We start from the raw sequence: 24,361 nt of genomic DNA, 5'->3' as shown, positions 1-24,361 counted from the left end.
ATGCAAAGGATCGCGATAATCGTGCTGTTTGGGCTGCTTTCTTCGGGCGCCAACGCATTAGGGCTGCTTGATGCCTGGGAATTGGCGCTGCGTAACGACGCTCAGTTTCGTGCGGCGGGGTTTGAGCGAGCGGCGGGTCAGGAAGAGGAAAATATCGGGCGCGCCAATCTGCTCCCCAATCTCCAGTATGGCTATAGCGCTAACCGCAGCCATTCCAAAGTCACCCAAACGGATAGCTTCACCAATAACACGCTAAAACGTGATTACAACAGCTACACGTCCACGCTGTCACTGCGCCAGCCGCTGTTGGATTACGCAGCCTGGGCGCGTTATCAGCAGGGCGTTGCCCGCACGTTGATGGCCGATCAGCGTTTTCGCGATCGCAGTCAGGATCTGATGGTACGGTTATATAAAGCCTGGAGTAGCGCGCTACTGGCGCAGGAAAAACTGCAATTGCTGGATGCGCAACAGCGGGCGTATCAGGAGCAGTTGGCGCTGAATAAACGCCTCTTACTCGCAGGTGAAGGGACGTTAACGGATGTGCGGGAAACGGAAGCGCGCTTTACGCTGATGGAAGCACAGCGGATTGAGCAGCAGGACAATCTGGATGCCGCGATTACCGATCTGGAAAATATGACGGGTACAGCGCTGGATATCACGGCGCTGTATCCTCTGACGCTGACTCAACTGCCGTCTGCGGAGTCAGGTAAGCAAACGCTGGCGCAGTGGCGCGATCTTGCCGTGCAGCATAATGCCAAACTGGCGACGCAGCGCGAGGGGCTGGCGGTCAGCCGTTATGAAATTGAACGCAGCCGCGCCGGACATTTACCCACGTTGTCGCTGGTGGCATCGTCGCGCAATAGCCGTTCGGAAAGTGAATACAACTACAACCAGAAATACGACACGCAGAGTGTCGGCTTGCAGCTGAACGTCCCGCTTTATTCCGGCGGTTCCGTCTCTGCATCGATGCGGCAGGCCGCAGCGGAATATCAGCAAACTCAGGCGGAACTGGACGATCAAACCAAACAAACGCTGGCGGAATTGAAAAAGCACTACAACCTGTACAACAACGGGTCGGCGAAAATTAAGGCCTGGCAAATGACCGCCTCGTCGGCACAAGAAGCGGTCAACGCCACGCGATTAAGCGTCGCGGGCGGCGAACGTATCAATCTGGATATTCTGCTAGCCGAACAGGATTGGTATAACGCCCGACGAGAACTGGCGGAAGCGAAATACAGCTGGCTTCAGGCGTGGCTCTTACTACGCTATACCGCAGGGACGCTGAACGAGAAAGATATTCTGGAACTGGCGGCCTGGTTTCAGCCAGCAACGACTCCCGCATTTTAACTGGTTCAATTTTGTAGGATATTCTGCCTCAGTAATACGTAAACTCCTTTAAAATCATCAAACATCCTTATTTTGCATAATGGCCTCCGTTTTTATCAGGAGGCTTTATCGTGAAAAAAATCAAAAAACCGCGTCTTACCGGCTGGATTGTAACATCCGCTTTTCTCTTTGCTGTCATTGGGCTGATTTCACCGCAGCAGCTTCCCGTCACCGTCTATAAGCTCTCGCTTATCTCACTCGCTGCGGTACTAGGCTATTGGCTGGATCGCTCGCTGTTTCCTAAAGCGCGTCCCGGCCTGTTCCTCGAACAAGGGGATGAGCCTGCTCCGCATGGTCGTTTCCCTGTTCGGGACGGCCACCACACCGTGTTTGCAGCTGCGATGCTGCGGCGTGCGCTGATTGTGTCAGCCGTTTGCATCGGCGTAGCGATGGGGTTGTGATATGCGCTACTTTTTCATCATTCTGTTTTTTAAAACAATACTGTTAAGTGCTGTGGCCTGGGCAGATACGATCCCTCGTGCCGCGCAGGCGTACCGCAGTGATGTCATCCGCAGCGCACGGCTGGATTGGGGCATGAATGCCCCGATTGCAGATTTTGCCGCGCAACTGCATCAGGAAAGCGGCTGGAATCCACGGGCCGTCTCGCCCGTCGGTGCACAAGGGCTGGCGCAGTTTATGCCGACCACCGCCGACTGGTTTAGCGGTATCGTTCCTGAACTTCGCGCAAATCAACCGTTTAATCCCACCTGGGCTATCCGCGCGCTGACGGGCTATGATCGCTGGCTATGGACGCGAATCAGTGCCAGCAATGACTGTGAACGCATGGCAATGACCTTGTCGTCCTACAACGGCGGGCTTGGCTGGTTACAGCGTGATAAACAGCGCGCGAAGATTGCCGAGAAAGACATCCTCCGCTGGTTCGGCCATGTGGAAACCGTCAATGCTGGACGCAGTTCCGCCAACTGGCGTGAAAACCGTCATTATCCCGACCGCATTTTGCATCAGTTGGCACCACGGTATTTGAGCTGGGGGAGGGCGAGCTGTGTGGAATAACCTGTTTCTTACTAGCCTGAAATCCTTTCTTTCGCCACGTGTGGTCGCGGTCCTGTTTGTCGTGGTGCTGCTACTTGCGGTCTACCTGACCGGCCGTAATCAGGGTTACCAACTGGCGCAGGCACTGGGGGATGCCGCGCTGGCGAAACAGCAGGCGGCGTTTAATTTGCTACAGCAGCAGCAGACCGAAACCCAGAACCAGCTACTACGTGCGGCGGCGGAACAATACCAGCAACAGGTAGAACGTGGGAATCAACTCGAACAGCGCTATCTGGCAGCGCGTCAAAAACTGGCGGCGGATAACGCCGCTCTGCAACGGAAAATCGACCATGTTACTCAGCAATACATTGACGAAAAAGGCAAAGTTCAGCCTGTGCAGTGCGTGTTTACTCGTGGCTTCGTGCAGCACTACAACGCCGCTTTCGGTCTGTCCGCCGACGGTGCCGCAGACATTACCGCCGCTGCCTGCCGCACTGGCGCAGCGCCCGGTTCCGGCGCAGCCGCTGACGCCGAATTACAACCTTCAGGCATCTCCCAGCGCGATATCCTCGCTAACATCAGCGACAACGGAGAACGCTACCAGGCGCTAAGCGCACAGGTTAACGCACTGCTGGATTACATCGACGCGTTACAACAGGCAAGGGAGGTAACACGTGAAGATTGAAGTGGAGTTCTGGTCGCTGGTCGGCCTGTTGTTGTCGTTTATGAGCTTCCTGTTTGCCGCTGGGCGGATTTTGCTTACCCAGATTGAAAAACGGCTGAACGAGCGTTTTGCCGCGCTGGAAAATGCCCGCCAAAAGAGCGAGCAAGGATGGACGCGGCTGGAGCGTGAGTTTCTGGAATTTCGCGCTGATTTACCGCTGATTTACGTGCGGCGTGAGGATTACATCCGTGGCCAAACGGTCATCGAAGCCAAACTGGATGCGCTTTACAACAAACTGGAGTTAGTGCAGCAGCGGCATGTGGGAGGCAATCATGGCTGACACGCAGCGTATCCGACAGGAATCGATGCGTTGGCATTTGCTGATCGCATTAAATAAAACACGCCCTTATACCGCGAACGAAATGTTCCTGCTGGCGCTGATGCAGCGGCTGTATGCTGACACGTCAGCGCTGGAGTTGCGTCATGCGCTGGATTACCTGGCCGATCGCAAGATGGCAGTATTGACCAAGGAGGTGGGCGGCGTCTGGCTGGCGAATCTCACCCGTCTTGGCGTGGATGTCGTGGAGTATGCCGTTGATTGTATGGTTGGCATCGCTCGACCGGAAAAATACTGGGATCGGTAATCCCCTTGCATGGCTTTCTCTTCTGTCTTTACGCGTTACCAGTGTCGTCATATTCCTCTGCGCCAGCACGGTTGTGCTGGCGTTTTTTTATCGAAAGAATTTTTATTTTTCAGCGTATTAGCCGCTTTTTTCAAATAAATCACTTCGCTGTTTTTTCTAAAACAGATTAAAAGCCGCAGCCCGTCGTTATCCGGATACTAGCGCCATCAACACGATGTGCCACCAAAACAGTGCGCCATTAACACAGCGGGTGAACGGATATGAATACCAGACCAATTATCGATGCGGTGATAGCCCGCCTCCAGCAGCACTTACCGACACGGCGGATTGCGTCTTGCCCAGAAAATATTCTGAGCGAGCCCGATCTCCTGACGCTCGGTGATGTGCTGGTGGGGTATCGCGGTTCCGAATTTTCCGCACCGGAAGATGCGGATTCTCCGGTTCAGACGCAGCGACCACAGCTGATGGTTACCGTGCTGCTGCCGGAGCTGGATGGCGAAGACGGCGTGCTGGCCACGCTCGATACCGTCCGTCAGGCGCTGGGAGGATACCGGCTGCCTGATTGTCATCGCGGTATCCGGTTAGTTCGTGACCGCTACGTGGGTTACACCGAAGGACGCTGGCATTACGCCATCGATTGCACCACAGAAACCCTTTTTATCGAAGACCGCGAGCAGACGGATGGTCCGCTGCTTACCACGGTTAATTATGAGGAGAAAGACGCATGAAGTATCGCTATACCGGCCCCGCCAGCGGCGTCACGCTGGCAGATGGTCAAGAAATTCTGCTTTGGCCCGCTCAGGTGACTGAACTGCCGGCAGATCATGAATACGTGAAAACGCTGATCGCGCTGGGCTATTTGCTGCCTGTCGCGGATCAGGTTCTGGCTGATAGCGCAACGGAGGTGACCCTTGGCCGCTAATTATTTACATGGTGTAGAAACAATTGAAGTTGAAACCGGTGCTCGTCCGGTGAAAACCGTCAAATCTGCGGTGATTGGGCTGATTGGTACGGCGCCGCAGGGTGCGGTAAATGACGTCACGTTGTGTCTGTCCGAAAAAGACGCGGCACAGTTTGGTAGCCAGTTCGGCGGCTATACCATCCCGCAGGCGCTGGATGCCATTTACGATCACGGCGCAGGTACGGTTCTGGTTATCAACGTGCTGGATCCGGCGAAACACAAATCGTCTGTGAGCGCAGAAAAAGTCACCTTTGACAAAGCGACCGGTACGGCGCAACTGGCGAACCGTGTGGTTGCCAAACTGGTGCTGACGGCGGCGGAAGGCAATCAGCCGTTTGTCGAAGGTCAGGACTATACGCTAGATGCACAAACTGGCGTCCTGAAAAACCTGGGCAAAAATATCGATGCCGCCGCTGTGGTTAGCGCGTCTTATGACTTTGCTGATGTCACGAAAGTGACCGCCGCCGACATCATCGGCAGCATCAACGCCGCGGGCAAACGTACCGGTATGAAGCTGCTGAACGATACCTACAACCTGTACGGCTTCTTTGCCAAGATTCTGATTTCGCCGGTGTTCTGTACGCAAAATAGCGTAACGACCGAGCTGATCTCGCTGGCTGACAAACTGGGCGCGATTGCCTATATCGATGCGCCAATCGGTACCACCTTTGCGCAGGCGTTGAGCGGTCGTGGCCCAGAAGGCACGATCAACTTCAACACCAGCTCTGAACGTGCTCGTCTGTGCTATCCGCACGTCAAAGTGTACGACGCGGAAACCAACAGCGAACGTCTGGAGCCGCTGTCGGCGCGTGCCGCCGGTCTGCGTGCCAAAGTCGATCTGGAGAAAGGTTTCTGGTGGTCGTCGTCCAATCAGGAAATCAAAGGGATCACCGGCGTAGAGCGCCAGCTGTCCGCAATGATTGACGATCCGCAGAGCGAAGTGAACCTGCTGAACGAGCAGGGCATCAGCACCATTTTCAACAGCTACGGCTCCGGCCTGCGTCTGTGGGGCAACCGTACCGCAGCCTGGCCAACCGTGACGCACATGAAGAATTTCGAAAACGTGCGTCGTACTGGCGATGTGATTAACGAATCCATCCGCTATTTCAGCCAGCAGTACATCGATATGCCGATCAATCAGGCGCTGATCGATGCGCTGGTGGAATCCGTCAACGCCTACGGTCGCAAGCTGATCGGTGACGGCGCGCTGCTGGGCTTCAAGTGCTGGTTCGATGCCGCACGTAACGAGCAAACCGAGCTGGCGGCTGGGCACCTGTTGCTTAACTACAAATTCACTCCGCCGCCGCCGCTTGAGCGTCTGACCTTTGAGGCGGAGATCACCTCGGAATACCTGGTAACGCTGGAGGGCACTAACTGATGGCCGGGAAAATTGAAGTAAACCGTATTACCAACGCCAACATCTACATCAATGGCACCAACCTGCTGGGACGTGCGCAGGAAATCAAACTGCCGGATGTCTCCATGATCATGCAGGAGCACAAGGCGCTGGGTATGGTCGGTAAGATCGAACTGCCTGCGGGCTTCGACAAACTGGAAGGTGAGATCAAATGGAACTCCTTCTACCGCGAAGCAATGCTGGCGGCGGCGAACCCGTACCAGTCGCTGGCGCTACAGTGCCGCTCCAGCGTGGAACGCTACGGCTCTCAAGGCCGTATCGAAGAAGTGCCGCTGGTGACGTACATGACCATCATGTTCAAAAAGAATCCGCTGGGTACGTTCAAGCAGCATGAAAACCCGGATTTCAGCAGCGCATTCAACTGCACCTACATCAAGCAGGTGATGAACGGTGAAGACCTGCTGGAGCTGGATTATATGTCCAACATCTTCATGGTGGGTGGCGTGGATCAACTGAACAGCTACCGTGCCAATATCGGCGGTTAATTTAGTATTCATTGATTAAGTAAGGAATGAAAGGGGCTTCGGCCCCTTTCTTATGCCCGCCATTTTCGTTTTCTAATTCACTTTAAAATCGTTATTCCTCGCCGCACGCGATACTGCTCCCGACATTTACTAAGGAGCCGTTATGCACACTGAAACCTATTCTCTGCAATTCCCTTACACCACCTCTGCCGGCCAACGCGTGGAGTCCATTTCGCTCAAGCGTTTGAAAGTCAAAGACATCAAAGCGGTAAAAAAAATCAGCGATGACCCAAGCAACTGGGACGACGCGCTGCTGTCACGCATGACCGGTCTGGTGCCGGAAGACATCGATGAGATGGACGCGCAGGACTACATGGCGCTGCAAAAACGATTTCAGCAGCTACTTGGGTTGGATAACGCAGCCGGCGCTGCTGTGGAAAGCGCAGGCGCTACTGGCGAGGTGGTTTCGCTTCCAGCCGAGTGAAATTGATGCGCTGGAACTGGACGATTTTGAACGCTGGCTGGATGAAGCCAGCGAACAGATAAAACGTGAGAACGGTGAGGAAGACTGATCACTGACAGGATTACTGAATTCATCATCCACCCAACCCGGCCAGCGACAGGACGCTGGCCGTTTTCCTCCTTCACCACCTGTCTTCTTCTCCGGCTTATCACTCGTCCTTTTCCTCGTTTTATCCCCGGTTAGTGATGGGGAAACCAAGCTGGAGCGGCGCAAGCCGCCGTCTCCGATCCGCCCCGCAAGGGGTTTTTCTGAATGAGAGTGAACCGTGGATATGCTTTTAAACGGTGTCATGCTGGGCAGGGCGTTTGGCGCCACGCTGGATGACACAAAAAAATCCCTGCTGTCACTGAGTGACAGCCTCAAACAGGTGCAGGAGCGGCAGCGACAGTTTAATCAGTCGCTGGTGCGCTTTGGTACTGTCAGTTCGCAAGCGATATCTCGCATCGCACAGGCAACGTCCCGACTGAATAAGTCGCAACATGAGCTAGAAACTAATCAGGAACGGCTGGCGCGTAACAAGTCGAGTAAGGAAACGCCGAGTAAGGAAAAGTCAGGTAGGAGTCGAAGTGAACTCGCTAGTGACTTTAAGACTAAGCGCGAACAGTTTGGTTTTGTCATGAAGCCGATTGTGGCGTCGGTCACACGCTATGCGTCGTTTGAGGCGCAGTTGCGCGACATCAGCATTGCTCATGGGATATCGAGCGAGCAGGAAAAGTTGATGGGGCAGCAACTGCGTCAATCTTCTCAACAGGTGAACCAAACGCCGGATGCGTTGCTTAGCAGTGCTGGACAGCTGCTTGATCGCGGTATGTCACCGGATCAGGTAACGGATGTAGCCGAGGTGCTGGGGAAAACGTCAACGACCTCTGGCGCGGCGCTTTCCGATCTTACCGCGCTTTCGGCCACATTGGATGGCGTGTTTAACCTGAAAGGGGCGAAAGCGCTGGAGGAATCCTTCTCCCACATGCTGGCGGGGACTAAGCAAGGGTTTTCCATGGCGTCGATGGCGCAATATGCGACTGCGCTGGCTCCAGGATTTACGGCGATGGGGGCGACGGGCAATCAGGCGCTGAGTCAGTTAGTTTCCAGTCTGAGTGCGACAAAAGGCATAGATACGGAAGCGAACACGGCGGCTCGACTGGGGAGTTTCATGAATGCTGTGGGACGAACCGATATTGCCGACAGTTACTACAACGCGGGCGTAGATTATAACGCATCGCTAAAAAGCTATATGAAAGGCGGCTATTCACAGTACGACGCAGCGGTTCAGATTAGTAACCGATTCATCGACAGCAAAGGTAGCCAATTCCAGCAACTGTGGGATAGGGCCAGCAAAGCGGGCAACGTCGACGCACAGCAAAGTTTAATGCAGCGCTACGGCTTGCAGGAGGTGTTCCGCACACCAGAAGCGGTCAATCATGCGATGTCGATGAAACAGAACTGGCAGAGCTATCAAGCAAACCAGCAGCGGATGAATAGCCCGGCGGCCACACAAACGCTGGAGCTCGACTTCGCCCGACAGAATGACACATTAACCGCGCGCTGGAATCGAATGACAACGTCAGTGATGAACATTGCGCTCAATGTGGGAGAAGCACTGACGCCGGTATTGGTTTCCTTGAGCGACATACTGATTCCTATTTTGGATCAATTGGTGACCTGGACGGCAGCGAACCCTGAACTGGTTCGCGGGATCGTGATGGCCGTTGCCGGTTTCTTCGCGTTCAGAATGGCATTGAGCGGGGCGAAGCTGGGGATGACCACGCTGTTATCACCTTTGCAGAGCGTTTGGGGCGGTGTTTTGCAAATTCAGCGCGGCTGGCAATTGTTCAATGCGGGATTAAGAACGACGGGCGTATTACAAGGTGTGGGAGTGGCGCTGAACTGGTTGGTTGGCGGAGCCGGAACATTAGGGCGCATGCTTGGCGGTGTGTTACGCAGCGGCTTGATGATGGCAGGCCGAGCAATATTGGTGCTGGGGCGTTTGCTGCTGACAACACCAATTGGCTGGATAATTACCGCGATTGTGGGGGTAGTTGCTTTGATTTACTACTACTTTGATCCAATCGCTGCATTTTTCAAAGATCTCGGTTCAAAAATTGGTAATGCTTTCGATGTGGGTCTGGAAGCGCTCAGTAATGCGGTATCCGGTGGCATAGTAGGTATTACCGCTTTACTGCTCGATTGGTCACCCTACGGTGTGCTGTATTCCATCTTTGCTGATACCGTTAGCGAACTAGGGATCCAGCTTCCCGGCAGCCTCAGTGAGCTCGGTGGCGTGATTATTGATTCCCTGGTTAAGGGGCTGGTCAGTTATTTCCCCGAGCTAAAAAATGTCCTGAAAACGATCGATGAGTTTATTCCCGATAGCGTTAAAGACTTTCTGGGTATCGGCTCGAAGAACGTGTCTGTAGAAGCCAGCGGTCAATCTGTGGCTGCCAGTGTTATGACTCCACCCGTTCTGCAACCCACTCAATTATCTGCATTGTCGCTACAGCCGATGCAGCATGTTGAATCACCTAAGGTTGAAAAGGACGTGGCGTCCGTAGCAACCCCGCAACAGCGGGTTGCAATGACATCATCTGTCGGTGGAGCGAAAGGTAAGTTAGTCAGCGCAGTCCCTTCCGAACGTGTTCAGGTCGCTTTCTCACCCACCATTTATCTCAACGGCCAGAAGGCCGCGCCAACGCCTGAAATGACGAAGACGCTGACGCTTAGCATGAATGAACTGGAAAATATGTTGAACAAGCTGCTCACTCAGCGTGAGCGCAGGGGGTATGCCTGATGTTTGCGGTATTAGGATATATTGAATTTAAAGTAACCGCCTATTGGGACGGCTTTAATACGTCATTCGGGGCAGATTACGCCGAACATAGCCGTATTGAAGGTAAACCTGGTCTGCAATTCATCGGCGCGAAGCTGGACGAAATTCGCATTAGCCTGGTGTTTCACCAGCAATATTGCACGCCGGATGTGGAACTGAAGCGGTTGAATGAGGCGATGCGAGCGCATCAGGCGATGGCGTTGGTCTTCGGTAATGGGGATTATCGCGGCTGGTTTGTGATTACTGCACTGACCTCGACAAGCCAGCATACCGACGCGAAGGGCAACGTATTGGCTATGAATGCTGAGCTGACGCTGCGCGAATACATTGGTGATCCGAAGAATCCGCTCAAGCCGCCGGCGATACAGACGCCTGTTCCTAACGTCAGTGCAATCACCAAGGCTGTCGAGAAAGTGAACGACTTTGCGACCTCGTTACGTACGGCCGTTACGTATGCCAAGAAGGCGCAGTCTGCCTTTAAAGCGGCGAAAACCACGGTGCAGATTGTCAAACGGATGAAGAAAAATCCCAAAACGGCGCTGTTGCAAGTTCCTGGGCTGTTAACGCAAGTCGGGAATGTATTGACGCCGTTAAGTGAGGTGGAGCCCGCGTTTAAAAAAACGGCAGAAGCCATTTCTGATGCCGCCGTTCAGGCAGAGAAGATGATGCCTGAAATTACGGCGGTGAATAAAGCGGCGAATGATGTACTGAAACAGGTCAGGCAAGTTGCTGACTTGTTGCAGGGCGTCGACAGTAAAAACGTCATCGAGAGGGTGGAAGCCATCAGTAAACATGTTGATGCAGCTAGCGACACGTTTAAAGGCGCGGAACCTGCGCTGAGCAAACTGACGGCGGAAATTGTGAAGAGGGTTGAAGCATATGCACCTTGAACATATCACTACACAAGGCGAACGCTGGGATACCTTGTCCTATCGGTATTACGGCGATCCGCTCGGTTATCCGCGGATCATTGCCGCGAATCCGCATATTCCGATTGTGCCGCTGTTGCCATCAGGCCTGGTGGTGCTGATTCCGATTATTGAACAAGCAGAAGCCAGCAACGCGGAGGACACCCCACCATGGCTGCGTTAACGGAAGAACTCACCTTGCTCTCGCCCGCCGTGTCGGACGTGCTGCAACCCGCATTCACCCTGTGGTATCAGCAGAAAGACATTACCAATGATATCGCGCCATATGTCACCAGCGTGACGTATACCGACAGCATCAAGAATGAATCGGATTCGATCGAGGTCAGGCTCGACGATACCGATGGCCGCTGGATGGATAAGTGGTATCCCGGTACGGGCGATACGTTATCGCTCAAGCTAGGCTATCGCGGTGAAACGCTGTTTAACTGCGGCACGTTCTCGATAGATGAGATTGAGGTTAGCGCACCGCCCAGCGAAGTGATGATTCGCGGCGTCGCGACATCGGTCAACCGTGCATTGCGAACCAAGTCAAACCGCGGTTTTGAAGATACAACGCTAGCCGCCATTGCGACACGCATCGCGAAAAAACATCAGTTGATGCTGGTAGGCAAGATTCAAATCATCAAGATCGATCGTGTTACGCAATATGCGGAAACGGATGTCGCTTTTCTAAAGCGGCTCGCCAGCGAATATGGCTATGTTGTGAAAGTGGTCAGCGACCAACTGATTTTTTCCCATTTGGCAACGCTGCGCAGCCAGGCGCCTGTTCGACAAATCAAGCCAACGGATGTCGCGCGTTTTTCACTGCGCGACACCATCAGCCACGTCTATAAAAACGCCAAGACGAAATATCAGAAAGGGAGTGAAAAGAAACTGATGGTTTATGAAGCTGACGGAGGCGTGAAAAGCGAAATGAAGTCTGCTGGCGCCGAGACCAGTGCGGATACGCTGAAAGTTAACGCCCGCGCGGCGGATGCCTCTGGCGTGCGGATGAAAACGGATGCCGCGTTGGATGCGCATAACGAAAAGCAGCAAACGGGATCGATGACGCTGATGGGCAGCCCACAGTTGGCGGCGGGGAATAAAGTTGAACTGGTGTCGTTTGGCCAGCTTTCTGGTCAGTGGTTGATCGAATCGGCTCGCCATGTTCTGGAACGGGGTAGTGGTTATACCTCCGAGATCGGTGTGACGCGCGGACCGATTACGGCAGGCAAGCGTAAGCCGGACAGCGGAAAAACGCTGGTGACTTACCATCCTGATGGCAGCCAGACAACACAAACGGTTAAGAGTAAGAAGGAGGTGGGGTTATGAGTTTATCTCGTCGAATTGGCACGATCAGTGCGCTGGATGAGGTTCGCGTTATGGTGCGCGTCCGTTTACCTGAGTGCGACAATCTGCGAACGGCCTGGCTACCGGTATTACAGCGCAATACGCAGAACAATAAGGATTACTGGTTGCCAGATATTGGCGAACAGGTCGAAGTTCTGCTGGACGGCAACGGCGAAGATGGTCTGGTTCTGGGTGCGATTTACTCCGCTGTTGATGTGCCAGCGCTGGCAGATAAGGACAAAAGGGCGGTAACGTTCGCTGACGGCGCGCACATTGAATACGATCGCCGAACGCATACGTTAACGATCAACGGCGGCGTGCAGCATATTGCAATCAGCAGCGGCACTGATGTGGTGGTTAACGCTCAGAAAGTCACTATCAATGCGCCAGAGACGACGGTGACGGGTAGGCTGCTGGTACAAGGACAGCTCACCTACGAGAACGGGATGTCCGGTTCCGGCGGCGCCAGCCTCAGTGGTGATGTCAGTATCTCCGGCAACATCAGCGCCAGCGGCAGCGTCATGGATGCCGGCGGCAACTCCAATCACCACTCGCACTAGCACGTTCTCTAAACCGCTTTAATATTCCTTCCTCTCACCGGGGGCGACAATAGCCCCCTATGAAAACTCAATCTGTTTTTTGGCAACCGGCGCTGCAACGTTCTGGCGAAATCGTCGAAGGAACGGCAGATATCATGCAGGCGATTCACATCATCCTGCGGACACCCTGCGGCAGCGACCCACATCGGCCTGACTTTGGTAGCAATCTACATCTGTATCTCGATTATCCGATCGATCGTGCGATCCCGCATGTCGTCAGGGAATCGGTAGAAGCGATCAAACGATGGGAACCTCGCTGCCAGTTACTGGCAGTTAAACCTTCTGTGAATGGGGCTCACCTGACGCTGCACATTAGCTGGAAAACCGCTAACGGCGCGACACAGACCACGGAGTTGTTATGGCGCTGACAGAACCCAATTTTATTGAACGCGACGCGGCGAAGATTACTGCCGAAATGATCGCGAAATATGAAGCTGACTCAGGGAAAACACTCTATCCGGCGCAGGCCGAACGCCTGCTGATCAACCTCTTTGCTTACCGGGAAACTTTATTGCGTAGCGCGGTCCAGGAAGCCGCCAAGCAGAACCTGGTCGCGTTTGCTCGTGCGCCGATGCTGGATTATCTGGCAGAACTGGTCGGCGTCTCCCGTTTGGCGGCGCAGCCGGCGCGTGCAGAGCTGCGTTTTACCCCCGAAGCGCCGTTAGTCAGCGATTTGCTGATTCCAGCAGGCACCCGCGTTAGCGCATCGGACAGCGTGATTTTCACTACCGACAGCGATGCGCTGCTGAGAGCGAACGGCAGCGGCGTCACTGTAATGGCGACCTGTACCGAAAGTGGCGAAGTGGGCAATGACTGGCTGCCAGCCCAGATCAGTACGCTGCTGGATGAGATTGGTGACAGCGATTTACGTGTCGTCAATATCACCAAAAGCAGCGGTGGGTCTGCGGAAGAGGATGACGATCGCCTGCGGGAACGCGTTCAACTGGCGCCGGAATCGTTTAGCACCGCGGGATCGAAACTGGCGTATCGCTTCCATGCGATGCGGGCGCACCAAAACATTGTTGATGTCGCGGTGATGTCACCGGAACCGGGTGAGGTGGTGCTGTACCCGTTGCTCAGCACTGGTCTGCCGGACAACAGCCTGCTCTCGCTGGTGGAAAGCTTTTGCTCCGACGAACAGGTGCGCCCGCTGACGGATTTTGTTTCCGCTAAATCCCCCACGCAGGTGGATTACGCCATCAACGCCAAATTGACGCTGTTCAACGGTGAACAGGCTAGTGTCGTTCAGGCTGCGGCGGAGAAAGCCGTGCAAGCCTGGGTTGAAACCCGTACCGCCACATTGGGGCGCGATATTGTTCCGAGCCAGATTATCGCCACGCTTTCCATTCCCGGCGTGTATCAGGTGGAACTCGTTTCACCGTCATTGATGGTGCTTGATGACAGCGAATGGGCGAACTGCACGGGCATCAATGTCAGCGTCGTCGGGGTGTCGAATGGCTGATTCATTACGACTGCTGCCACCGCCGCTGGCTGCCGATGCCCGTTTTCGCTCGTTGGCGGAGTTAGCCGACCGCTTCGATGACATCGATCTGAATACCTTACTGGTTTATCTGATCGATATTGCCGATAGCAGCGCATTGCCCTTGCTAGCTGAACAGTTCTCGCTGTTTGGCGACGGATGGGAACTGGCGGAATCGGATGATTCCAAACGTGCGTTGATCAAGGCCGCTATCGATCTGCATCGCAGCAAAGGAACGCCGTGGAGCATTAAAGAGATCATCCGCCGTTTCGGCTTCGGCGAGAGTACGCTGATTGAGAACATCGGTCGCCTGAGTTACGACGGGGAAACCACCTACAACAACCTTTATGTACACGGCGACAAAGCGGCGTGGGCGGTTTATCGCGTGCTGCTAAAACAACCGATTACCAACGATCAGGCCAGAATGTTACGCAATGCCATTGGGATGTTTGCCCCGGCACGGTGTCACCTGGCCAGCATCGAATATTGGGAAGTGCCTATCCGCTACAACCGGACGGCGACATACGACAGTAACTACAATCATGGGAGCGCTTGAACATGGCGAATTTGTCAGAGAACCCGCAATGGGTTGACGGCATTTACCAAATCGAAACGTCGGATCCGGTCGTGGGTGGACCAGATGGCGTCTCAAACCGACAGGCTAAAGAATTGGCCAGTCGTACCCGCTATTTGAAAAAAGAGCAGGAAAAAACGGGCAGCGATCTGGCGACACACGCCGCCGCCGCCGATCCGCATACGCAATATGCGCCGAAGGCGAATCCGACCTTTACCGGCATACCGAAAGCGCCAACGCCTGCAACGGATAGTAATAGTCAGCAGGTGGCAACGACGGCGTTTGTGAAATCGGTTGGTGCGACGAAACTGGCGAAGGATCAGAACGGGGCGGATATTCAGGATAGAGAACTATTTAACCGCAATCTGGGTTCATCGCGTGCATACAGTTCTTCTATCCCTATTGGAGGAAGCGCCGGTTTATGGACAACGGCTGAGTTTATTGGCTGGTTAGAAAGTCAGGGTGCCTTTGTTCACGCCTATTGGGTGTGTCGTGGTTCGTGGTCATACGCCCACAATAAAATCATCTCTGACACTGAGTGTGGCCAGATACCACTGGCTGGCTCTGTTGTTGAGGTCATGGGGCAAAACGACGCCACGACAATCAGGATCACAACGCCTTCAACAACGCCAGCTGGGCTTAGTGATTCAGCGAATGCACAATTTACTTATGTCTATAATGGTGTTGATTATTCTCCTGGTTGGCGACGTGATTACAATACGAAGAATAAACCGACTGCGGCCGATATTGGTGCATTACCAGAGAAGGCCGTCGCTCAGGCGGCGGCAAAACTGGCGACGCCCCGCACCATCAACGGCGTCCCGTTTGATGGTACGGCCAATATCGCATTGACTCCCGCAAACCTCGGTTTGAGTGAAACGGTTAATCTTGCTGTGGGGGCGTTGGAAAAATCCAAGAATGGTGCGGATATTCCAGACAGGGAGTTATTTAACAGAAACATGGGTTCGGGCCGAGCCTATAGTGCTGCGATTGATATTGGTGGTGTGGAAGGCGAGTGGACAACGGCTAATTTGATCGACTGGTTGCGTGAGCGTGGTGCATTTTCCCATCCATACTGGGTATGCAGAGGGTCATGGACATACGCAAGAAATCGAACGATTACTGATACTGGGTGTGGTCATATTAATCTTACAGGAGCTGTCGTTGAAGTATTTGGTAACGATGGTAATCACACATTAAGGGTGACAACCCCGTCGACTTCACCACGACCGGACCATTATGAAAATTCACAGTTTACATATGTGTTCAATGGCAAAGATTATTTTCCCGGATGGCGGCGAGATTATAATACCCAGCATAGACCCACTGCTGCGGATATTGGGGCTGTTAAAAATGCTGAGCCAACCGAAATTCTAGCCAGCCAACTTCCTGCTAGATGGTCAGAAAACCAAGAGGTTGGCTCGTTATCATTAGAAAATGGTAAATGGCTGTCATATATTTCAGTGCGTCATCGTGCGGGTGTTGGTGGGGATAGTAATCAATATGGTTTCGTTCTTTTCGATAATGACATGGCGATGCCATCTAATGATTTTTATATACAGAAACAATACGCAGGTGAATGGCGTCAGCCCGTTAAATTATATCATTCAGCGAACCTAACCCCATCAACGATTGGCGCTATAACAAAAGAAAATGCCGACAATAATTATGTCAGGCAGGGTTCATCAGGTGTTGTTTATAAAAATGATGACCTTGGGTGGAATAGCCCCTCTGGGGCTTATGTTAAACAAAATGAAGGGGATACTTCTCTTATTTGGCATATGGGGTTAAATACAGGATCTGCATCAGCAGCCCAATTTCATTTCAATTATGCTAACGGTGGATTAAAGTATCGAAGTTCTCGTGATGACTACGGTTTTGAAAAGCCATGGGCGCGTATTTATAGCGATCAGGATAAGCCGACAGCAGATGAAATTGGTGCAATTGCATTCCACGGCGGATTATCTCAGGATTTAAACAATGTATTTACACCTGGATCTTACTGTAATGTATATGATGCTTATGCAACACCAGAGCATCACTACCCAATAGCATTTGCTGGGTCTTTATTTGTTTATCTTAATTCAGCAAATGGCTCGAATGGCGTCACTCAGGAATATCGCCCCTACAATAGCAATAAATTATTCCGTCGTTTCTATTATGTGTCTTCTGCTTCATGGTCAGAGTGGAGTGAAGAATATAATACTCAAAACAAACCTACAGCTGAAGACGTTGGGGCATTACCTGCTAACGGCACTGCTGTAGCTGCAACTAAGCTTGCGGTAGCTAGGAAAATTAATGGCGTGGTTTTTGACGGTACTGCTGATATTAACATTGCTTCCAGATGGAATAAGGTAGCAAGTGGAACGGTAAGTTACCCTCTTGTCAATTCTCAAACAAAATCTTTTGTTGGAACAATTGACACAGGGGTAGCAACAACATCATGGATACATGATTTAAAAAAATATGCTGTGGTACTTTCTTCAGACGGTGTTGAAATTAAAACTAGCAATCCAAATAACTGTAGTTGGGGGGCAAGTGCAGAACTTCGTTCTATAACTCGCTTTTATGGAAACTCCACAATATTAATTGATGTCTTTGCTTTCGGACAAAATTTACAATCAGGTGCTATTTCTAAATGGGAACTGTGGGAGGTTGTTTAATGATTAACGAAGAAAATAATTTTTTTTACTCTAGAAATGAGAAGCTGTTTTACATAGGCGGAGATCCCAAAAATTACCCTGAAGATGTAATAACAGTTTCAGAGAAAGAAATGTTAGATATTGTTGAGGAAAATAAAAGTCCAGATGACAAGTAAAAAACGGCCATAAAATGGCCGTATTCATGCTTAATCTATTTTACTGATGGTATATCAGGGAAAGTATTTTCTGGCGAATTAACATCAACTCGACTGAGCTGTAAGCGGTAAGTTCTCCACGCTTTCAGCTCATTTTTTTCTTCTTAAGTTGCTAAATTCAGGACGTAGTGCGATTGATTTGACTGCCCTGATACTTGTATTGCAGTCGAAGGCATGCATTTTTGCTGCCTAGCTGCCAGCATTGATACTTAGACGCTTGGAGGGTATTTTTTCTTTCTTACTCGGCTAAAACGCGGCGCAATAGCAATTTCCTTTGCGCCAGAATCACCAGAACCCCGCCAAACATGTTATTTTCATTGATAAGTTCTTTACTGTGTCGCCGCAAATGAGAGGCCAACATGGATTACACCAAAATTATCAAAGAAGTGGGGCGCGGGAAGAATCATGCGCGTGATGTCGATCAGGCCACGGCTTATGAACTGTATAGCGCGATGCTGCGCGGTGACGTGCCGGATCTGGAACTCGGTGGGTTGTTGATTGCATTTCGCATCAAAGGTGAATCAGAAGCCGAGATGTTGGGTTTTTATCAGGCGATGAACGAACAGGTATTGCGTCTGACTCCGCCTGCTGGCTTTCCTATGCCCATCGTGCTTCCCAGCTATAATGGAGCGCGCAAGCAGGCGAACCTGACCCCTCTGTTAGCGCTGCTGCTGGCAAAACTGGGTTTTCCGGTATTGGTACATGGCGTGAGCGAGGACCCGACTCGCGTCACCAGCGCGGAGATTTTGCGTAACCTCGGCGTGACGATTGCAGAGAACGCTGAACAGGCTCAACAGGAGCTTGATAACGGTAGTCCAGTATTTATCCCTGTCTCGACATTATGCCCGGCCATCGATCGCCAGTTACAGCTACGTTGGCGTATGGGCGTGCGTAACAGCAGCCACACGCTGGCCAAGGTGGCGACGCCGTTTGGTGAAAGCGACGCGCTACGCGTCGCCAGCGTTTCTCACCCTGAATATGTTTCCCGCGTGGGAACATTTTTTAACGATATCAACGGGCGTGCGCTTTTGATGCATGGCACGGAGGGGGAGGTTTATGCCAACCCGCAGCGCTGCCCGGAGATTCATTTTATTCATCAGCAACATACTAACGTGTTGCAACTGCGGCAGGATATCAGCGTCGCACCCAATGCCTTGCCGATTGCAAAGGATGCCGTCACTACCGCGCGCTGGACGGTGCAGTGCCTGACGGGTGAAATTGCCATACCGCAGGCGATTCGTCTGCAACTGGCGTGCTGCCTGGTGGCTGCTGGCGAAGCGGCGACAATGGAACAAGCGGTCGCCACGATCAAGAAGCGTCTTGGCTGATTGGTTGGAGCGCATTATTCGACCACGGTTTATCGCGTTACTTCACACAGCCAGACGGCTGTCATTGGAAGAAAGAAGGAATAGCATGCAACAGGTAGCGGACTATTTTAATGCCTTGAATCGCGACTATCTTACGGTTCATCAAGCGAAAGAAGAGCTGTTTTGGCAACTGTATATGGGAACGGGCAACGATGAGGTGTCCGAGCGTTTCTCGGCGGCAGAGAGTGCGTATAAGCGCTTTATTTCTCAACCGCAGCGTCTGGCTGAACTGAGAACCCATATCGCAACACTGGAAAACCGTCCGCGTGCTGAACAACAGCAGGCGCTGTTGCACGGCTTGCAAGGCTGGTATCGGTTTTTCGATTGTAATGTGATTGAAGATCCACAGGCTCAGGCGCTGATGGATGAGATCATTGCCGCCGAAAGTGCGCTATACGCCAAGCGTAAATCCTATGAAATGACGCATCTGGATGCGAAGGGTGAACGGGTTTCCGCTTCGCTCGGGGAGCTGCTGACTAATCAGGCGACCAATGATACCGAAGCCTATCGTCAGAGTTCTCAGCAGGCATTGCGCGATCTGGAGCAGTGGCTGTTGCAGAACGGCTTCCCCGAGCTGATTTCACTACGTAACCGCTTTGCTCGCCAGATGGGTTACAGGAACTATTTTGACTATAAGGTCAACAAAACAGAGCGGATGACGCCGGAGCAGCTTTTTGCCATCCTCGATCCGTTTGAAGAACAGACTCGTGAAGCAAATTCCCGTAGCCTGAAAAACCTGGTGCATGAAAAGGGTGAAGATGCGCTGCAACCGTGGAATATTCGCTATGCCAGCGCGGGTGATGTAACGCGCCAGCTCGATCCCTATTTCCCTTTCTCTGCGTCGCTGGAACGTTGGATCAACAGTTTTAAACGTTTGCGCATTGGGTTTAACGGTGCAGAAATGCAGCTTGATTTGCTGGTGCGTAAAGGTAAATACGAGAATGGCTTTATGCACGGCCCAGTACCGCCCTTTGTTCAGGAAGGAAAATGGGTGCCGGCACGGATCAACTTCACCAGCCTGGCAAAACCGGATCAAATTGGCAGCGGATCCAGCGGCATTAATACGCTGTTTCATGAAGGTGGACACGCGGCGCATTTCGCCAATATCCGGCAGAATGCGCCCTGTTTTTCACAGGAATTCCCGCCTACCTCAATGGCGTATGCGGAAACACAGTCCATGTTCTGCGACAGTCTGCTGGGTGACGCTGACTGGTTAAAACGCTATGCCAAGAATGCGCAGGGAGAGACGATTCCTGATGAATTGATCCGCGCGGATATCAGTACACAGCAGCCGATGCGCGCTTTCAATGAGCGACACATCCTGCTGGTGCCGTATTTCGAGTGGCAACTCTATTCATGGGATGACGAAGCGCGTACGCCGGAAGCCATGACAAAACTGGCACGCGATACCGAACAGCGTATTTTGGGTATTAGCGGTAGCCCGCGTCCGACGCTGGCGATCCCCCATTTGTTGTCTATGGAGTCGGCGTGCTCTTATCAGGGCTATCTGCTGGCGCTGATGGCGGTGGAGCAGACGCGCAGCTATTTCTTGCAACGCGACGGCTATCTGACGGATAACCCGGCGATTGGCCCCGATTTGGCACAGCACTATTGGCAACCGGGTAATAGCGTCAGCCATGATGATACGCTGCGTAGTCTGACTGGTGAGGGGTTCAACCCCGCTTATCTGGCGCAGGCCTGTAATCTGACGGTCGATGAAGCCTGGCAACAGGCGAAGGACACGATGGCGCAGTCCGCTGCGCGTCCTCAGCCTGCAGCGGATTTCGATCTGTCAGCTCACATTCGCGTGGTCGATGGTAGCCGCGTGCTGGCGGATAATGCGCAAGGGGATGAGAAGATGTGCCAGGATTTTGCGGCGTTTATTGAGCGGGAATATCCACGCTCAGAGGCATAATGTTCGCTAACATAGCGAGTAAGAACAAGGGGGCGAAAGCCCCCTTGGTGATCAAGATACGTGTTGCAAGAATTCGCGCAGGCGGTCGCTGGGCGGATTCGTAATCAGCGTTTCCGGATCGCCATCTTCGGCGATGCGACCTTTATCAATAAAAATCAGACGTGAAGCCACTTTATGGGCAAAGCCCACTTCGTGGGTGACGATAACCATCGTCATGCCTTCTTCGGCCAAATCTTTCATGACGGTCAGCACTTCGTGACGCAGTTCTGGGTCGAGGGCTGACGTCGGCTCATCAAACAGCATCAGCTTCGGTTTAACTGCTAACGCGCGGGCGATAGCGACACGCTGCTGTTGACCGCCTGAAAGCTCGGAAGGGTAGTGATGCGCGCGTTCTGACAGACCCACTTTCGCCAGCAATTCCAGCGCTAGTTTCTCAGCATCAGCTTTATTCGCGCCGCGTACCCGAATAGGGCCGAATGCGACGTTTTCCAACGCGGTAAGATGCGGGAACAGATAAAACTGCTGGAATACCATCCCGGCTTCCTGACGGATTAAACGCTCGTCAACGCGAGGATCGTTCACTTTAAGGCCGTCAACAATCAATTCGCCGCTGGTAATTTCTTCCAGCTTATTGATGCAGCGCAGAAGGGTAGATTTGCCCGAACCGGAAGGCCCGATAATGACCACCACTTCACCCTGGCCGATAGTGAGATCGATATTGTGTAAGACCTGTGTCTTGCCAAAGTGTTTGGATACGTTTTTAAATTCAATCATATAATCTTAAGTCTTCTTTCCAGACGACGCAGAATAAAGCTGAGGATCAGCGTGATGCACAGGTAAATAATGGCAACCGCAGTCCAGATTTCCAGCGCACGGAAGTTACCCGCGATGATTTCTTGCCCAGAACGTGTCAATTCAGCCACGCCGATAACAATAAATAGCGAGGTATCTTTGATGCTGATAATCCACTGGTTACCCAGCGGCGGCAGCATGCGGCGCAGAGCAAGCGGAGCAATCACATGGCGCAGCGTCGCACGACGAGACAGCCCAAGCGCCAGACCCGCTTCGCGAAAGCCGTTGTGAATTGACAACACCGAACCACGCGTAATTTCCGCGATGTAAGCACCGGAGTTAATCATGATGGTCACCACGGCGGCGGCAAAAGGGTCAATCCGCACGGACGTGAAAATCATCGGCAGGGCGAAGTAAATAAACATCACCTGCACAACAATCGGGGTACCGCGAATAATTTCAATGAAAACGAGCGAAATGCGGCTGGAAAACCAGCCGCCGTAGGCGCGGGCAAAACCCGCGACCACGCCAATTACCAGGCCGCCAAGCAGACCCAGAACAGAAATCAACAACGTCATTTTTGCCCCTTCCATCAGGAGGGGCAGAGAAGGCCAAATGGCACTCCAGTCAAACTGCATGGAATATCTCCAGATTAAATCGGCAATTACTTAGGTTCTACGCCAAACCACTTCTTGTAGATCTCAGCATAAGTGCCGTTTTCACGCAGTGTTTTCAGGGCGCCATTCACTTTTTCACGCAGTTCGTTGCTGCCTTTCGGGAACGCGATGCCGTATTGCTGGGCTTTAATGGAGTCACCTACCGCTTTAAACTGGCCATTGCCTGCGGTTTTGATGAAGTAGAGGATATTTGGGGTATCGTGCAGCACGGCGTCAGCACGGTTGGTGCCCAGTTCCATATAGGCGTTGTCGATGTTCGGGAACTGGCGCAGATCTTTGGTTTTGATATTGGCTTTCGCGTAATCAACAGAACCGGTACCGCTCTTCACCGCCAGCACTTTACCGGCTAAATCCTGCTCGCCTTTGATGTCGTTGTTGTCTGCTTTGACCATCACCAGCAGGCCGCTGTTGTAGTAGCCGTCAGAGAAATCGATTGCTTTTTTGCGCTCTTCAGTAATGGTAATGCCTGCCAACGCCAGATCGATGTTACGCGTTTGCAGTGCAGGAATAATGCCGCCGAAGTCCATTGGCTTCAGGGTGTACTTCAGGTTGAGCTGTTTAGCGATGGCATCCCAGAGGTCGATGTCAAAACCGACATACTTGTCGCCTTGTTTGAACTCAAAAGGGACGAAAGCGGTGTCTGTGGCGACAATCAGTTCTTTCTCAGCAGCATAGCTAGATACACTCATCATCAGTGTCAGTGCAGCCAAAGAGGCCTTAAGTAGTGATTTCATTAAATCCTTCCTATTAGCAGTTGTGGGAGCTTTTTGTTTTACAGGCGTTTTAAGCTTTGTTTTACAGGTATTTTAAGCATAGTACATCACACAAAAATGAAGCCTGAGCCAGTTACCCTGCGTTGTGCTTAACCTGTTGCTTTTATTTATTGCCCTGCCAGCGGTGAAATTTTCACCTCCGATTCGCTCAGGCAAGGCGCTGCTATGATTAACTGATTTATACGAGGGAAACAACCGTTGATTGGTGTTATGTCAAATTAATGCAGGCAAAAGCTAATTTTTTGAGCATCTTAACGGATAAAATGCGTGGTTTGTGCAGGTTGTACCAGAAAAGGGGGCAGATTGAGCGGGGGAAATCGCAGTAAAAAGGCTGCTGAAGCAGCCTTGAAAGCGTCCGTCGGATGATGACGCTGATTATTCAATGTTTGATTCAATGAACCACAGGAACTGATCCAGATCGCGCGATGCGGCGGTCAGGATGTCCGCAGAGGCCTCATCTTCCGTTTTGCCAATTGCTTTGCGTACGTTGTTGGCAACAATCGCATAACGCTCTGCCAGCGCCTTCAGATGATCCTGAACGCTATGGATGTTAGTTGGATAGCTTTTCAGCGAGGTTTGTTTACCCACAATTTGTACGGTACCCAGCGCGACGCCGCCTATTTGCACTACGCGCTCAGCGATAGTGTCTTGATGGTCAATAATCGAGGTGCGGAAGCCATCCAGCATTTCATGAACGGCGATAAAATTTGCACCGCGCATGTTCCAATGTGCCTGTTTAGTAATCAACGACAGGTCGATAAAATCAACAACAATTTGGTTTAACAGCGCGATCGTCGAGGTCTTAACGCTATCATCCAAATCATTGCGAGTGTAAAGCAGTGCGGACGGTGCTGATTTCACGAGTTTGGCGGTAGACATAATAGTTATCCTCTCTTTAATTATTCATAGTCTTACTGTTCAACGTGATTAATTATAGCAGTGATAAAAATGAATATTGAAAAGAATCACCTATCGAATGAATAGCTTTAGCATAACGATATTATGGGTATTTGTAGTCAGGATTTATCTGATATCGGTAATGCAATAACCCAGCATGTAAGTGCAATGTTTTAATTACGCTTGAAATATCATCTCATATATTGATAAATATCATTTTCACTTAGGTGAAAATAGTTATTATTCGCCCGTCATTCTGATTGAAATAGAATGTCCTCGTTGTTTTCTCCTTAAAA

At 52.0% G+C, this 24,361-nt stretch carries 28 protein-coding genes and 1 pseudogene; 24 read left to right on the top strand and 5 right to left on the bottom strand.

The window, feature by feature from the left end; translation table 11 throughout:
• From H0247_RS04120 to H0247_RS04020, 22 genes are all read left to right on the top strand, one after another.
• Positions 1-1,347 (top strand): TolC family outer membrane protein, encoded by a 1,347-nt coding sequence (locus tag H0247_RS04120; protein WP_180741356.1) that lies wholly within the window; start codon positions 1-3, stop codon positions 1,345-1,347.
• Positions 1,348-1,457: 110 nt separating this feature from the next.
• The gene (locus H0247_RS04115; RefSeq protein ID WP_180741355.1) at positions 1,458-1,787 is read left to right on the top strand and encodes a putative holin; all 330 of its coding nucleotides are present in this window, start codon (positions 1,458-1,460) and stop codon (positions 1,785-1,787) included.
• A gap of 1 nt (position 1,788) precedes the next feature.
• Positions 1,789-2,400 (top strand): transglycosylase SLT domain-containing protein, encoded by a 612-nt coding sequence (locus tag H0247_RS04110; RefSeq protein WP_180741354.1) that lies wholly within the window; start codon positions 1,789-1,791, stop codon positions 2,398-2,400.
• Complete coding sequence (locus tag H0247_RS04105; RefSeq protein WP_180741353.1) at positions 2,390-3,064, top strand: hypothetical protein; 675 nt, start codon at positions 2,390-2,392, stop codon at positions 3,062-3,064. Before H0247_RS04110 ends, H0247_RS04105 begins: the two co-directional genes overlap by 11 nt.
• Positions 3,054-3,383, top strand: a complete 330-nt coding sequence (locus H0247_RS04100; protein WP_180741352.1) for a hypothetical protein — start codon at positions 3,054-3,056, stop codon at positions 3,381-3,383. Before H0247_RS04105 ends, H0247_RS04100 begins: the two co-directional genes overlap by 11 nt.
• Positions 3,376-3,687 carry a hypothetical protein gene (locus H0247_RS04095; RefSeq protein ID WP_180741351.1) on the top strand — a complete coding sequence of 104 codons (312 nt, stop codon included), beginning with the start codon at positions 3,376-3,378 and terminating at the stop codon, positions 3,685-3,687. Before H0247_RS04100 ends, H0247_RS04095 begins: the two co-directional genes overlap by 8 nt.
• Positions 3,688-3,947: 260 nt before the next feature.
• The gene (locus tag H0247_RS04090; protein ID WP_180741350.1) at positions 3,948-4,415 is read left to right on the top strand and encodes a Gp37 family protein; all 468 of its coding nucleotides are present in this window, start codon (positions 3,948-3,950) and stop codon (positions 4,413-4,415) included.
• On the top strand, positions 4,412-4,609 hold the full coding sequence (locus H0247_RS04085) for a hypothetical protein (RefSeq protein WP_010281040.1): 198 nt from the start codon (positions 4,412-4,414) through the stop codon (positions 4,607-4,609). The genes H0247_RS04090 and H0247_RS04085 overlap by 4 nt, the downstream gene beginning before the upstream one ends.
• Positions 4,599-6,026, top strand: coding sequence for a phage tail sheath subtilisin-like domain-containing protein (locus tag H0247_RS04080; RefSeq protein ID WP_180741349.1), 1,428 nt, complete (start codon positions 4,599-4,601; stop codon positions 6,024-6,026). The genes H0247_RS04085 and H0247_RS04080 overlap by 11 nt, the downstream gene beginning before the upstream one ends.
• The gene (locus tag H0247_RS04075) at positions 6,026-6,550 is read left to right on the top strand and encodes a phage major tail tube protein (protein ID WP_005972713.1); all 525 of its coding nucleotides are present in this window, start codon (positions 6,026-6,028) and stop codon (positions 6,548-6,550) included. The genes H0247_RS04080 and H0247_RS04075 overlap by 1 nt, the downstream gene beginning before the upstream one ends.
• Before the next feature lie 142 nt (positions 6,551-6,692).
• A complete protein-coding gene (locus tag H0247_RS19685) occupies positions 6,693-7,013 on the top strand; it encodes a phage tail assembly protein (RefSeq protein ID WP_219606585.1) in 321 nt (106 codons plus the stop codon).
• Positions 6,958-7,101 (top strand): GpE family phage tail protein, encoded by a 144-nt coding sequence (locus tag H0247_RS19680; RefSeq protein ID WP_094431851.1) that lies wholly within the window; start codon positions 6,958-6,960, stop codon positions 7,099-7,101. Before H0247_RS19685 ends, H0247_RS19680 begins: the two co-directional genes overlap by 56 nt.
• A gap of 222 nt (positions 7,102-7,323) precedes the next feature.
• A complete protein-coding gene (locus H0247_RS04065; protein WP_180741456.1) occupies positions 7,324-9,837 on the top strand; it encodes a phage tail tape measure protein in 2,514 nt (837 codons plus the stop codon).
• Positions 9,837-10,766 (top strand): phage tail protein, encoded by a 930-nt coding sequence (locus tag H0247_RS04060; protein WP_180741348.1) that lies wholly within the window; start codon positions 9,837-9,839, stop codon positions 10,764-10,766. The genes H0247_RS04065 and H0247_RS04060 overlap by 1 nt, the downstream gene beginning before the upstream one ends.
• Positions 10,756-10,968, top strand: a complete 213-nt coding sequence (locus H0247_RS04055) for a tail protein X (RefSeq protein ID WP_180741347.1) — start codon at positions 10,756-10,758, stop codon at positions 10,966-10,968. The genes H0247_RS04060 and H0247_RS04055 overlap by 11 nt, the downstream gene beginning before the upstream one ends.
• Positions 10,956-12,116 carry a phage late control D family protein gene (locus H0247_RS04050; protein WP_180741346.1) on the top strand — a complete coding sequence of 387 codons (1,161 nt, stop codon included), beginning with the start codon at positions 10,956-10,958 and terminating at the stop codon, positions 12,114-12,116. The genes H0247_RS04055 and H0247_RS04050 overlap by 13 nt, the downstream gene beginning before the upstream one ends.
• Positions 12,113-12,694, top strand: a complete 582-nt coding sequence (locus tag H0247_RS04045; RefSeq protein WP_180741345.1) for a phage baseplate assembly protein V — start codon at positions 12,113-12,115, stop codon at positions 12,692-12,694. Before H0247_RS04050 ends, H0247_RS04045 begins: the two co-directional genes overlap by 4 nt.
• 59 nt (positions 12,695-12,753) lie before the next feature.
• Positions 12,754-13,101: a GPW/gp25 family protein gene (locus tag H0247_RS04040; RefSeq protein WP_180741344.1), complete on the top strand. Its 348-nt coding sequence runs from the start codon at positions 12,754-12,756 to the stop codon at positions 13,099-13,101.
• On the top strand, positions 13,092-14,195 hold the full coding sequence (locus H0247_RS04035; RefSeq protein WP_180741343.1) for a baseplate J/gp47 family protein: 1,104 nt from the start codon (positions 13,092-13,094) through the stop codon (positions 14,193-14,195). The genes H0247_RS04040 and H0247_RS04035 overlap by 10 nt, the downstream gene beginning before the upstream one ends.
• A complete protein-coding gene (locus H0247_RS04030; protein ID WP_180741342.1) occupies positions 14,188-14,769 on the top strand; it encodes a phage tail protein in 582 nt (193 codons plus the stop codon). The genes H0247_RS04035 and H0247_RS04030 overlap by 8 nt, the downstream gene beginning before the upstream one ends.
• A gap of 2 nt (positions 14,770-14,771) precedes the next feature.
• Positions 14,772-17,450 carry a pyocin knob domain-containing protein gene (locus tag H0247_RS19770; protein ID WP_255433865.1) on the top strand — a complete coding sequence of 893 codons (2,679 nt, stop codon included), beginning with the start codon at positions 14,772-14,774 and terminating at the stop codon, positions 17,448-17,450.
• Complete coding sequence (locus H0247_RS04020; RefSeq protein WP_180741341.1) at positions 17,450-17,605, top strand: hypothetical protein; 156 nt, start codon at positions 17,450-17,452, stop codon at positions 17,603-17,605. Before H0247_RS19770 ends, H0247_RS04020 begins: the two co-directional genes overlap by 1 nt.
• A gap of 35 nt (positions 17,606-17,640) precedes the next feature.
• On the opposite strand, the pseudogene H0247_RS04015 reads toward H0247_RS04020, so the two are convergent.
• A pseudogene (locus H0247_RS04015) lies at positions 17,641-17,736 on the bottom strand (tail fiber assembly protein); the annotation flags it as partial.
• A gap of 267 nt (positions 17,737-18,003) precedes the next feature.
• Between H0247_RS04015 and ybiB the strand changes: the two are divergent.
• Positions 18,004-18,972 carry a DNA-binding protein YbiB gene (ybiB, locus tag H0247_RS04010; RefSeq protein WP_180741340.1) on the top strand — a complete coding sequence of 323 codons (969 nt, stop codon included), beginning with the start codon at positions 18,004-18,006 and terminating at the stop codon, positions 18,970-18,972.
• A gap of 85 nt (positions 18,973-19,057) precedes the next feature.
• Complete coding sequence (locus H0247_RS04005; protein WP_180741339.1) at positions 19,058-20,926, top strand: M3 family metallopeptidase; 1,869 nt, start codon at positions 19,058-19,060, stop codon at positions 20,924-20,926.
• A gap of 51 nt (positions 20,927-20,977) precedes the next feature.
• On the opposite strand, the gene glnQ is transcribed toward H0247_RS04005, so the two are convergent.
• The 4 genes from glnQ to dps all read right to left on the bottom strand — a co-directional run bounded on the left by glnQ (position 20,978) and on the right by dps (position 24,047).
• The gene (gene glnQ, locus H0247_RS04000) at positions 20,978-21,700 is read right to left on the bottom strand and encodes a glutamine ABC transporter ATP-binding protein GlnQ (protein ID WP_039351001.1); all 723 of its coding nucleotides are present in this window, start codon (positions 21,698-21,700) and stop codon (positions 20,978-20,980) included.
• A complete protein-coding gene (glnP, locus tag H0247_RS03995; protein WP_015839847.1) occupies positions 21,697-22,356 on the bottom strand; it encodes a glutamine ABC transporter permease GlnP in 660 nt (219 codons plus the stop codon). Before glnP ends, glnQ begins: the two co-directional genes overlap by 4 nt.
• A gap of 26 nt (positions 22,357-22,382) precedes the next feature.
• Positions 22,383-23,129, bottom strand: a complete 747-nt coding sequence (gene glnH / locus H0247_RS03990) for a glutamine ABC transporter substrate-binding protein GlnH (RefSeq protein WP_010294862.1) — start codon at positions 23,127-23,129, stop codon at positions 22,383-22,385.
• A 414-nt stretch (positions 23,130-23,543) separates the two neighbouring features.
• Positions 23,544-24,047, bottom strand: coding sequence for a DNA starvation/stationary phase protection protein Dps (gene dps, locus H0247_RS03985; RefSeq protein ID WP_180741338.1), 504 nt, complete (start codon positions 24,045-24,047; stop codon positions 23,544-23,546).
• Between the last annotated feature and the right edge of the window lie 314 nt (positions 24,048-24,361).

Source organism: Pectobacterium sp. CFBP8739 (assembly GCF_013449375.1).
Lineage (GTDB): Bacteria > Pseudomonadota > Gammaproteobacteria > Enterobacterales > Enterobacteriaceae > Pectobacterium.
The sequence above is the reverse complement of the archived record's forward strand: the minus strand, read 5'-3'. Positions and strand labels throughout refer to the sequence as shown.

What these genes read in the sequence shown, in the direction of transcription:
- H0247_RS04120 (WP_180741356.1), top strand. Translation starts at nt 1, where the DNA reads ATGCAAAGGATCGCGATAATCGTGCTGTTTGGGCTGCTTTCTTCGGGC.
- H0247_RS04110 (WP_180741354.1), top strand. Translation starts at nt 1,789, where the DNA reads ATGCGCTACTTTTTCATCATTCTGTTTTTTAAAACAATACTGTTAAGT.
- H0247_RS04095 (WP_180741351.1), top strand. Translation starts at nt 3,376, where the DNA reads ATGGCTGACACGCAGCGTATCCGACAGGAATCGATGCGTTGGCATTTG.
- H0247_RS04090 (WP_180741350.1), top strand. Translation starts at nt 3,948, where the DNA reads ATGAATACCAGACCAATTATCGATGCGGTGATAGCCCGCCTCCAGCAG.
- H0247_RS04085 (WP_010281040.1), top strand. Translation starts at nt 4,412, where the DNA reads ATGAAGTATCGCTATACCGGCCCCGCCAGCGGCGTCACGCTGGCAGAT.
- H0247_RS04075 (WP_005972713.1), top strand. Translation starts at nt 6,026, where the DNA reads ATGGCCGGGAAAATTGAAGTAAACCGTATTACCAACGCCAACATCTAC.
- H0247_RS19685 (WP_219606585.1), top strand. Translation starts at nt 6,693, where the DNA reads ATGCACACTGAAACCTATTCTCTGCAATTCCCTTACACCACCTCTGCC.
- H0247_RS04065 (WP_180741456.1), top strand. Translation starts at nt 7,324, where the DNA reads ATGCTTTTAAACGGTGTCATGCTGGGCAGGGCGTTTGGCGCCACGCTG.
- H0247_RS04060 (WP_180741348.1), top strand. Translation starts at nt 9,837, where the DNA reads ATGTTTGCGGTATTAGGATATATTGAATTTAAAGTAACCGCCTATTGG.
- H0247_RS04055 (WP_180741347.1), top strand. Translation starts at nt 10,756, where the DNA reads ATGCACCTTGAACATATCACTACACAAGGCGAACGCTGGGATACCTTG.
- H0247_RS04050 (WP_180741346.1), top strand. Translation starts at nt 10,956, where the DNA reads ATGGCTGCGTTAACGGAAGAACTCACCTTGCTCTCGCCCGCCGTGTCG.
- H0247_RS04045 (WP_180741345.1), top strand. Translation starts at nt 12,113, where the DNA reads ATGAGTTTATCTCGTCGAATTGGCACGATCAGTGCGCTGGATGAGGTT.
- H0247_RS04040 (WP_180741344.1), top strand. Translation starts at nt 12,754, where the DNA reads ATGAAAACTCAATCTGTTTTTTGGCAACCGGCGCTGCAACGTTCTGGC.
- H0247_RS04035 (WP_180741343.1), top strand. Translation starts at nt 13,092, where the DNA reads ATGGCGCTGACAGAACCCAATTTTATTGAACGCGACGCGGCGAAGATT.
- H0247_RS04030 (WP_180741342.1), top strand. Translation starts at nt 14,188, where the DNA reads ATGGCTGATTCATTACGACTGCTGCCACCGCCGCTGGCTGCCGATGCC.
- H0247_RS19770 (WP_255433865.1), top strand. Translation starts at nt 14,772, where the DNA reads ATGGCGAATTTGTCAGAGAACCCGCAATGGGTTGACGGCATTTACCAA.
- H0247_RS04020 (WP_180741341.1), top strand. Translation starts at nt 17,450, where the DNA reads ATGATTAACGAAGAAAATAATTTTTTTTACTCTAGAAATGAGAAGCTG.
- ybiB (WP_180741340.1), top strand. Translation starts at nt 18,004, where the DNA reads ATGGATTACACCAAAATTATCAAAGAAGTGGGGCGCGGGAAGAATCAT.
- H0247_RS04005 (WP_180741339.1), top strand. Translation starts at nt 19,058, where the DNA reads ATGCAACAGGTAGCGGACTATTTTAATGCCTTGAATCGCGACTATCTT.
- glnQ (WP_039351001.1), bottom strand. Translation starts at nt 21,700, where the DNA reads ATGATTGAATTTAAAAACGTATCCAAACACTTTGGCAAGACACAGGTC.
- glnP (WP_015839847.1), bottom strand. Translation starts at nt 22,356, where the DNA reads ATGCAGTTTGACTGGAGTGCCATTTGGCCTTCTCTGCCCCTCCTGATG.
- glnH (WP_010294862.1), bottom strand. Translation starts at nt 23,129, where the DNA reads ATGAAATCACTACTTAAGGCCTCTTTGGCTGCACTGACACTGATGATG.
- dps (WP_180741338.1), bottom strand. Translation starts at nt 24,047, where the DNA reads ATGTCTACCGCCAAACTCGTGAAATCAGCACCGTCCGCACTGCTTTAC.